Genomic DNA, 9,745 nt, shown 5'->3' on the forward strand with positions numbered 1-9,745 from the left:
TCATCTTGGGTGCCTCAATCGCGGGTTCGAGACGATGGCGACGATATCGGCCGTCATGTTCAGCAGGATATAGACCGCAGCAAAGATCAGCCCGCAGGCTTGCACGACGGGCATATCGCGCACGGTCACGGCATCGACCATATACTGTCCCATTCCCGGATAGACGAAAACCACCTCGACCACGACGACGCCAACGATCAGATAGGCAAGGTTCAGGGCGACGACATTGACGATGGGCGCGATCGCATTGGGGGCCGCATGGCGCAAAATGGCGCGCCACGGGCTAAGGCCCTTCAGCTCTGCCGTTTCCATATAGGCCGAAGACAGGACCGAGATGATGGCGGCTCGGGTCATGCGCATCATATGGGCCAGAACGACCAGCACCAGCGTGGCAACGGGCAGGGCGATGGCCTGAAGCTTTGCCGCCAGGGGCATCCCGTCATAGATGGTCGAGGGGAAGGTCGCGATACCAAGCTTGACCGCAAAGACCAGGATCAGCAGGTATCCGACAAAGAATTCAGGCAAAGAGATCGCGGCCAAGGTGACCACATTGATGACCCGGTCCAGAAAGGTGTCGCGGGTCAGCACCGCAACCAGCCCCAAAAGGATTGCCAGCGGTACTGCGATGACGGCGGCCACGGCTGCAAGAAACAGCGAATTGCCCAGCCGGTCCGCGATCTGGCCCGCCACCGGGGCGCGACTGGCCCAGGAATTACCGAAATCCCCGTGCAAAGCGCCAGCCAGCCATTGGACATAGCGCGTTAAAAGCGGCTGATCCAAGCCCAGCTCGGCTCGGATATTCGCCACAGCCTGCGGAGTTGCCGATTGTCCCAGATAGGTGGTGGCAAAATCGCCGGGCAGGGCCTCGACCCCCACGAAAATCATTAAAGATACGGCCAGAAGCAGCAGCACGCTTATGCCCAGACGCTTCAGGATCAACGCCGCCAAAGAATGGCTTGCGGCCCACCGGCGCAAAGATGCGGTCATATCACGGTTTCCCCGGTCTGGACGCGGCAAAGGCTGCCGCGCCCGGATTTCAAATCAGCTGTCCAACCAGACGCGGCTGGCCAGCTTGCCGTTCGATAGGTCATTGCCGATATCGGGCACAAAGCCCTGAAGGCGTTTGCTGCCAGCGTTGATGTAATCGTTAAAGACCGGCAAAATGGTGCCGCCTTCGTCACGCTGGATCATGGCAATCTGGCGATACAGCTCTTTGCGTTTTTCCTGGTCCAATTCGCCGCGCGCCTGCAGAACAAGCTTGTCGAAATCGGGGCGTTTGAAGCGCGTGTCATTCCATTCGGCCGTGGAGACGTAATTGGTCGAATAGCGTGAATCCTGCGTCGGGCGACCGCCCCAATATGAGGCGCAAAACGGCTGCACATTCCACACATTGGTCCAATAGCCGTCGTCAGGCTCGCGCCGCACATCCAGTTGAATACCGGCGGCGGCGGCATTTTGTTGAAACAGGACCGTCGCATCGACCGCGCCGGGGAAGGCAGCATTCGATGTGCGCAACTGGATTGCGCCCGAATGGCCCGATTTTTCGTAATGGAACTTTGCCTTGTCAGGGTCATAGACCCGCTGCTCGATCCCCTCGGGGAACAGCGCATAGGCATTGTTAACCGGGAAATCATTGCCGATCGAGCCGTATCCGCCAAGGATCTGGTTCAGCATCGCCTCGCGGTCGATCGCGTATTTCAGCGCCAGCCGCAGATCATTGTTGTCAAAAGGTGCGGTGTCGCAATGCATCAAAAACGCATAAAACCCTTTGCCCTTCGAGGTCAGGATCTGGACGGTCGGCGCACGCTGCAACAGGGGCACCGTCTTGGCATCGACCATATCGATAAAGTCGATCTGCCCCGAGGAAAGCGCCGCCACCCGTGCGGTCGCATCATTCATCGCCAGCATCTCGAAGCTATCGACAAAGCCGCGGTCGCTGCGCCAGTCGTCCGAGTTCTTCTCGAATGCGGCGCGCACACCCGCCTGATAATTGGTCAGTTTATAGGGGCCGGTGCCAATCGCCGCTGCGGGGGCCTCGGCACCACCTTTGGGTTGGATCATCAGGTGATAATCGGTCAAAATCAAAGGCAGGTCGGCGTCGGGCGCGCTGAGCGTGATCAGCAGATCGCCCCCGTCCTCTTCGATGGTTTTCAACGAGCTTAAAAGACCCATCGCGCCGGATTGCGATTTTTCATCGGCATGACGGCGCAGGGTTGCAACGCAATCGGCCGTGGTCATGGGTGTTCCGTCATGGAACTTCACATCCTGCCGGATCTTGAAACGCCAAACGCTGGCATCGGCCGATGGCTCCCAGCTTTGCGCCAGATTGGGCAGCGCCTCACCGGTTTCGGGATGGGACTCGACCAGCGTATCGCCCCAGCTATGGCCTACAAGGAAGTTGAAAGAGCCGCTATAGCCCGCCGGGTCCAGCGTATCGGTCGAGGCGCCCCCGCCGATGCCCAGTTTAAGATGGCCACCCCGTTTTGGCTCCTGCGCGGCGGCGGTGCCGGAATAAAGCGCTGTGGCCGCAACCAGCGTCACCCCGCCTGCCATTGCCCGGCCAAGGAATTCGCGTCGGCCCATCCGACCCCGGTTCGCCTGATCCAGTAGAAATGTCGTGAATTTAGACATCATTTTACCCTGTCATGCGGCGCCGCTGTGAATGGGGCGCTCTTTATGTTCTGCGTCGTTTCACAGGGTCAGGGTTTCGATCCCGTCGCATCTTTTCAACCGAAATTTACGACTGATGGCACTTTTTCGCGAAGCCGCACCCTGGGGTTGCCTTTACACCGAGCAGCACCCTAGGGCGGCTACCGTCAGCTGGTTTCAGGTCCGGAAAGGCAGAAATGGCGATGATTTGCAGTATAAATCCATATGATAAATAACATTAAATATGTTTTATAATAATATGATAATACAATATATTATAAATAATATGTTCTTTTGTTCCTTCATCACGGAAAGCAAGGCAGCAGCTTTGATGACTGCCCTTATAAATCCAAATTAGGATGCAATTGGGCGGATCAAGGCGCCGCCGCAAGGCCTGATGCTGCCCAGCAATTAATCGCGCAAGCGCCCGCCAAAGGTCGCAGCTTTTTTTGACCTAATTCTGGGGATCCGATTCGTTCAACCTGCATGCGACATGATTTCCTAAGTGAAACGCTTGGGGATAGCGCATCGATTAACATTTTGTATTTTTTACCTATTCATCACCGCCAGATGCCCGCATGCCTGTAAACAGGGACATCGGTCGCGCGCAACTTCCGCAATCTGCCCTGGCCCCGAAAGGGGTGTTTGGTCCGATCTGGCGCGCGTCAAAGCACAGGAAGCGGCTTTGGCCGGGACCATCGGGGCCTTAAGTCGGGCACCACCTAACCAAGGGCGGGCAGGCGCTTGGTACGATGCTGCTTTCGCCCCAAAGGATTTGCCTTGGAAATCTGTGCGCCAAGGACCCTACGCCTCAGGGTCACGGTACGCCCCTCCCGCAGTCAGTGACCATGCCCGGGCCGACAGCGGGGAAATTTGATCGGGCGCGCGATGTCAGCGGGATTTTACGCTGGCTTTATGGAATTTCGGACTTTCGCCATAGCCGCTTTACGCGCTTTGCACGCAGGATTCCCCATAACCCGTGGGAGAAAACCATGCTGAGCGATGTTTTGTTTCTGGTCGGTGGCCTTGCCCTTTTTGTCCTTGCTGCCGTGGCGGTGCGGGCAGCGGACCGGCTTTAAAGGGGGCAGAGATGTTCGATCTTCTTCTTGGTGGCGCGCTGGCCCTTGCCTTGCTCGTCTATTTTCTGATCGCGCTTCTTGCGCCCGAGAGGTTTTGACATGACAGCCGATCTGGCCTTTTTTGCGCTGTTTCTGGCTGGCCTGACGATGCTTGGCCTTGCCCTTGGCGCCTATATGGAGCGGGTCTTTAACGGGGGGCTGACCTGGATGGCACCGCTTGAGCGACGCTTGTTGACGCTTGCGGGTGTCAGCGGGCGGGGGCAGCGCTGGACCAGCTATGCCATGAGCGTACTTGCCTTTAACGCTGCGGGGTTTGTGCTGCTTTTCGCGGTGCTGCGCGGTCAGGGCTGGTTGCCTTTCAATCCGCAGGGCTTTGGTGGAATACCATCGGCGCAGGCCTTCAATACGGCCATCAGCTTTATGACCAACACCAATTGGCAAAGCTATGGCGGCGAGGTTGCGCTAAGTCATTTCAGCCAGATGTTTGGCCTGACGGTGCAAAATTTCGTCTCGGCGGCGACAGGGATCGCGGTGGCCGTTGCGGTCGTGCGTGGCCTTGTCGGACGCTCGGTCAAGGATCTGGGCAATTTCTGGGTCGATCTGACACGCGGCGTGCTTTATCTGCTGCTGCCCGGTGCGATTGCGATCACATTGGTTCTGATCTGGCAAGGTCAGCCGCAAAACCTGCTGGCCCATGTCAGCGTAACGACCTTGGAGGGGGCGCAGCAGATCATCGCGCAGGGCCCGGTTGCCAGCCAGGACGCCATCAAGATGCTGGGCACCAACGGCGGGGGATTTTTCAACGCTAATGCCGCACATCCCTATGAGAATGCGAATGCGCTGACCAATCTGATCCAGATCTATGCCATCCTGGCGATCCCGGCGGCATTCCCCTTTTTCTTTGGACGTATGGCGGGGGACAGGCGGCAAGGGATTGCCACCTACGTCGCGATGAGCGCGCTTTTCGTTGCCGTGCTTTTATCCGCCTATTTCCTCGAGGCCCATGGCAACCGGCTTTATTCCGGTATCACCGATCCCGGCGTTTCGATGGAGGGCAAGGAAACCCGCTTTGGTCTTGCCCAGACCGTGCTTTTCACGGTGGCCACAACCGTTGCCTCTTGCGGGGCAGTCAATGCAATGCATGACAGCCTGATGGCGCTTGGCGGCATGATCCCGCTGTTCAATATGCTTTTGGGCGAGATCACCTATGGCGGGGTTGGCGCGGGCTTTTACGGCATGGTGCTTTACATCGTGCTGACGGTCTTCATTGCTGGGTTGATGGTGGGGCGGACCCCCGAATGGCTGGGCAAGAAGATCGAGGCGCGCGAGATGAAACTTGCCGCATTAACCCTGTTGGTCATGCCCATTGGTGTATTGGTGCTGTCCGCCCTGGCGATTCTGACCGGGAATGCGCAGACGGCGGTGCAGGATGCCGGCCCCCATGCGCTGACCGAGCTGGTCTATGCCTATGCCTCGGGCACCGCCAACAATGGCTCTGCCTTTGCCGGATTTGGCGCCAATACCACCTGGCACAACACCATGATCGGCCTTGCGATGATGATCGGGCGATGGGGCTATATCGTGCCGGTGCTGGCCATCGCCGGGGGCCTTGGCGCCAAAACCCGCGCGCCTGTAACGGCGGGAACCTTTCCGACCCATGGCAGCGCCTTCACCATCCTTCTTGTCGCGACGATCCTGATTGTCGGCGCGCTGACTTTCCTGCCCGTGCTGGCGCTTGGCCCGATTGCCGAACAGGTGGCGATCTTGGCCGGACAGACATTCTGAGGGTATACTCATGTCAAAACACGACAAATCCGAAATTGCGCTATTGGCACCCGAGATCGTGAAGCCAGCAATACTTGCGGCCTTTCGTAAACTGGACCCGCGCAGCCTTGCCCGCAACCCGGTGATTTTTGCAACCTCGCTTGTGGCTTTGGTGACCAGCATCCTGACCTTGGCGAAATGGGGTCAGCCCGGCACATTTCTGTCGATCCAGATCGCGCTTTGGCTTTGGGCGACCGTGCTTTTTGCCAATTTCGCCGAGGCCGTGGCCGAGGGGCGGGGAAAGGCGCGTGCTGACGCTTTTCGGGCCACGCGCGCCACGGCCAAGGCCAAGGTCTTGCTGGACCCCGCGCGTCGCGATCTTTTCGAGATGCAAGATATTGACACAATCGAACCGGGCGAGCTGATCCTTGTCGAGGCAGGCGACATTGTTGCCACCGATGGCGAGGTGATCGAGGGGGTGGCTTCGGTCGATGAAAGCGCCATTACCGGGGAATCTGCGCCTGTCATTCGCGAAAGCGGTGGAGATCGCTCGTCGCTGACCGGGGGCACGCGGCTGGTGTCGGACTGGTTGGTCGTCAAAGTCACTGCGAAACCCGGCGAGACCTTTCTCGATCGCATGATCGCGCTGGTAGAGGGGGCCAAACGTGCCAAGACCCCGAATGAAATCGCCTTGGACATTCTGCTGGCGGGCCTCTCATTGGTCTTTTTGCTGGTGGTGGCGACATTGCCGGTGTTCACGGGCTGGGCAGGGGCGCAGATCCCCGTGATCTATCTGGCGGCCCTTTTCGTGACGCTGATCCCGACCACCATTGCGGGGCTGCTTTCGGCCATCGGCATTGCGGGTATGGATCGCTTGGTCAAGGCCAATGTCATCGCCAAATCGGGCCGCGCGGTCGAGGCGGCTGGCGATATTGACGTTCTGCTTTTGGATAAAACCGGTACCATCACCTTTGGCAATCGTATGGCCGAAGAGTTCCTGCCTGTTTCTGGGGTGACCGAGGCCGATCTGGCGCAGGCGGCTTGGGCCAGCTCGCTTGCAGATGACACCCCCGAGGGAAAATCTATGGTGGATCTGGCGGTCAAACGACACGGCTTTGTTGAGGGGAGCCTGCGCCTTGGCGCGCAATTCGTGCCCTTCACGGCGCAGACGCGGATGTCAGGGGTCGATCTGCCAGACGGGCGCCAAATTCGCAAAGGCGCGTCAGATGCAATGGCGCGCAGCTTTCCCCAAGAAGGCACGGCTCAGGTCGATCCGCTGGTGCGCCGCATCGCAATGTCGGGTGGCACGCCCTTGGTGGTCGCATTGAACTCTCGGCTTTTGGGGGTGATTCACCTGAAGGATGTCGTGAAACCCGGCATCCGCGAGCGGTTTGCACAATTGCGCCAGATGGGAATTCGCACGGTGATGATCACCGGAGACAACCCTTTGACCGCTGCAGCGATTGCAGCCGAGGCCGGAGTTGACGATTTCCTTGCCGAGGCCACGCCCGAGCGCAAACTTGAACTGATCCGCGCCGAGCAAGCACAAGGTCGGCTGGTTGCGATGTGCGGTGATGGTTCCAATGATGCGCCCGCCTTGGCGCAGGCCGATGTCGGTGTCGCGATGAATTCCGGCACGCCTGCGGCAAAAGAGGCGGGCAATCTGGTCGATCTGGACAGCGACCCCACCAAGCTGATCGAGATTGTGATGGTGGGCAAACAATTGCTGATCTCGCGCGGGGCACTGACAACCTTCTCCATCGCCAATGATGTCGCGAAATATTTCGCGATCCTGCCGGCTTTGTTCGTTGCGGCCTATCCCGGGCTTTCGGCGCTGGATGTGATGGGGCTGGGTTCACCGCAATCGGCGATTCTTTCGGCGATCATTTTCAATGCTCTGGTCATTGTCGCGTTGATCCCCTTGGCGCTGAAGGGCGTCAAATACCGCCCGGCGCCTGCGGGGGCGTTATTGTCGCGTAACCTGTTGATTTATGGGCTTGGCGGCCTTGTCGCGCCCTTCATTGGCATTAAGCTGATCGATATGCTTGTCGATCTGGCCCATCTGGCTTGAGGTGATCTGATGATCTCACAAATTCGTCCGGCAATTGTTTTCCTTGGCTTCTTTTCGGTGCTTTTGGGACTGGCCTATCCTTTGGCCATGACCGGGCTGGGGCAGGTGATGTTTCCCGCTCAGGCCAATGGCAGCCTGATCGAGCGCGATGGTCAAATCATCGGCTCTCGTCTGATCGGGCAGGATTTCACGCGACCCGAATATCTGCACGGCCGCGTCTCCAGCACTGATCCCGCCTATAATGGCGCCGCATCCTCAGGCTCGAACCTTGCGCCCTCCAGAAAGGCGTTGTTGCAAGCCGTCAAGACGCGCGCCGCGGCCTTTGGCCAGCTGCCGGTGCCGTCGGAAATGGCGACCGCATCGGGTTCGGGGCTTGACCCCCAGATCACCCTGAAGGCTGCGATGCGACAGCTGCCCCGGATCGCACGGGCGCGCGGTCTGTCGGAAAATGATGTGCTGGCTGCACTGCGTCAGGCCAGCACGCGACCGGCCTTTGGTTTTGTGGGCGACAGCATTGTGAATGTGCTGGAAACCAATCTCGCGCTTGATGATTTGTCCCGCTAGGATCGGGCCATGGACCACGACGCCCCGCGCCCCGATCCCGAGAGCTTTTTATCCGAGGCCAATGCCGAGGCCGGGCAGGGGGTGCAACCGGGCTCGGCGCCGGGGCGGCTAAAGATCTTTCTGGGGGCCTCTCCGGGCGTTGGCAAAACCTATGCCATGCTGGAAGAGGCCCGCACCGATGATGCCGCAGGCATCGATGTCGTCGTGGCTTTGGCCGAGACGCATGGGCGCGCCGAAACCGGGGCGCTTTTGACCCATCTTCAGCAGCTGCCGCGCCGGATGGTGACCTATCGCGGGCGGCAGATGTCCGAGATGGATCTGGATGCGCTGCTTGAACGGCGCCCACGTCTGGCGCTGATCGATGAGCTGGCCCATACCAATGTTCCCGGCGCGCGCCACCCCAAGCGCTGGCAGGACGTTCAGGAGGTGCTGGCCGCCGGTATCGATGTCTATACCACCCTCAATATCCAGCATATCGACAGTTTGAACGATGTCGTGGCACGCATCACCGGGGTGCGTGTGCAGGAAACCGTTCCCGATGCGATCTTGCAGCGCGCCGATGAGATCCGCATGATCGACCTTCCGGCCGAGGATCTGATCAAGCGCATGCGCGAGGGCAAGGTCTATATGCCCGTCGAGGCAGGGCGGGCACTGCTGAATTTCTTTTCCAAGCCCAATCTGACGGCGCTGCGTGAGCTGGCATTGCGCACGGCTGCCAGTCGCGTCGATGCCGAGATGCTGGCGCTGAACCAGGGGAACGGACGTTTGGCGACACAAGATCGCCTGTTGGTCTGTCTGGATGATCCGTCGACAGCCAAGGCACTGGTCCGCGCCGGGCGCCGCATGACAGACCGTGCGCGTATTCCTTGGATCGTGGCGACGGTCATCACCCCCGAAATCGAGCGGCGCGGCCCCGAGGCTGCAGGGAACATGGCAGATGCGCTGAGCCTGGCCGAGCGACTGGGCGCCGAGGTTCAGATCCTGCGCGCGGATCGCGCGGATGTGGCTGACGAGCTATTGGCCGCGGCACGGCGCCACAAGGCCTCGCGGCTGATCCTTGGCCGCGCCATCGGGGGCGGCTGGTGGCAAAAGCTGATGGCGCGGATCATGCCGCCGCTTTCGGAGCATGTCCTTGAAAAAGCAGTTGATTTCGAGGTCACTATTCTCGCGCCAACCGCCGAATATGCCGCGCCCAGCCCCAGGCCGCGTCATAAAATCACGGGCTGGCCGATCCAGTTCATCGAGGCGCTTGGCGTGACGGCCATCTCGACCCTGATTGCCGCGCCCTTTGATCGCTTCGTGCCTGTGGCCTCGCTTGCGGTGATCTATCTGGTCGGCGTCTTGTCGATGGGCATGCGACGCGGCATTGCGGGGGCCGTTCTGGCCAGCGTGATGGGATTTTTGGCCTATAATTATTTCTTCACCTCACCCTATTTTTCTTTGCGGGTGGCAAGCCATGAATCGGTGGTGGCGCTCTTGGTTTTCACGGTTTCCGCGCTGTTTACAGGCAGCCTTGCCGGGCGGTTGAAGCAGCAGATCGAATTCATGCGCGTCACACAGGCGCGCCTTCAAACGCTTTATGATTTTGCCCGCAAGATTGCCTCGGCCAGCACGACCG

General features: G+C 59.5%; 8 protein-coding genes. 6 read left to right on the forward strand and 2 right to left on the reverse strand.

Translation table 11 applies throughout. From position 1 onward, the window contains the following. Entirely contained in the window at positions 1 to 987 is a 987-nt protein-coding gene (locus tag RTS12_RS09680) for an ABC transporter permease (protein WP_312527915.1), read from the reverse strand. A 54-nt stretch (positions 988 to 1,041) separates the two neighbouring features. After that, the gene (locus tag RTS12_RS09685) at positions 1,042 to 2,631 is read right to left on the reverse strand and encodes an ABC transporter substrate-binding protein (RefSeq protein ID WP_312527917.1); all 1,590 of its coding nucleotides are present in this window, start codon (positions 2,629 to 2,631) and stop codon (positions 1,042 to 1,044) included. 866 nt (positions 2,632 to 3,497) lie between these two features. On the opposite strand from RTS12_RS09685, the gene RTS12_RS09690 reads away from it, so the two are divergent. The 6 genes from RTS12_RS09690 to RTS12_RS09710 all read left to right on the forward strand — a co-directional run. Beyond that, positions 3,498 to 3,728 carry a hypothetical protein gene (locus RTS12_RS09690; protein WP_312527919.1) on the forward strand — a complete coding sequence of 77 codons (231 nt, stop codon included), beginning with the start codon at positions 3,498 to 3,500 and terminating at the stop codon, positions 3,726 to 3,728. 11 nt (positions 3,729 to 3,739) lie between these two features. After that, positions 3,740 to 3,826: a potassium-transporting ATPase subunit F gene (locus tag RTS12_RS20790; protein ID WP_409455679.1), complete on the forward strand. Its 87-nt coding sequence runs from the start codon at positions 3,740 to 3,742 to the stop codon at positions 3,824 to 3,826. Position 3,827: 1 nt separating this feature from the next. Beyond that, on the forward strand, positions 3,828 to 5,513 hold the full coding sequence (gene kdpA / locus RTS12_RS09695) for a potassium-transporting ATPase subunit KdpA (RefSeq protein WP_312527921.1): 1,686 nt from the start codon (positions 3,828 to 3,830) through the stop codon (positions 5,511 to 5,513). Between the two features lie 10 nt (positions 5,514 to 5,523). After that, entirely contained in the window at positions 5,524 to 7,563 is a 2,040-nt protein-coding gene (gene kdpB, locus RTS12_RS09700; RefSeq protein WP_312527923.1) for a potassium-transporting ATPase subunit KdpB, read from the forward strand. 9 nt (positions 7,564 to 7,572) lie between these two features. Continuing rightward, positions 7,573 to 8,127, forward strand: a complete 555-nt coding sequence (gene kdpC / locus RTS12_RS09705) for a potassium-transporting ATPase subunit KdpC (RefSeq protein WP_312527925.1) — start codon at positions 7,573 to 7,575, stop codon at positions 8,125 to 8,127. A 9-nt stretch (positions 8,128 to 8,136) separates the two neighbouring features. Next, positions 8,137 to 9,745: DUF4118 domain-containing protein (locus RTS12_RS09710; protein WP_312527928.1), on the forward strand; the 1,609-nt coding region annotated here is incomplete at its 3' end.

This window comes from Paracoccus sp. (in: a-proteobacteria), from assembly GCF_032007265.1.
Taxonomy (GTDB): Bacteria; Pseudomonadota; Alphaproteobacteria; order Rhodobacterales; family Rhodobacteraceae; genus Paracoccus.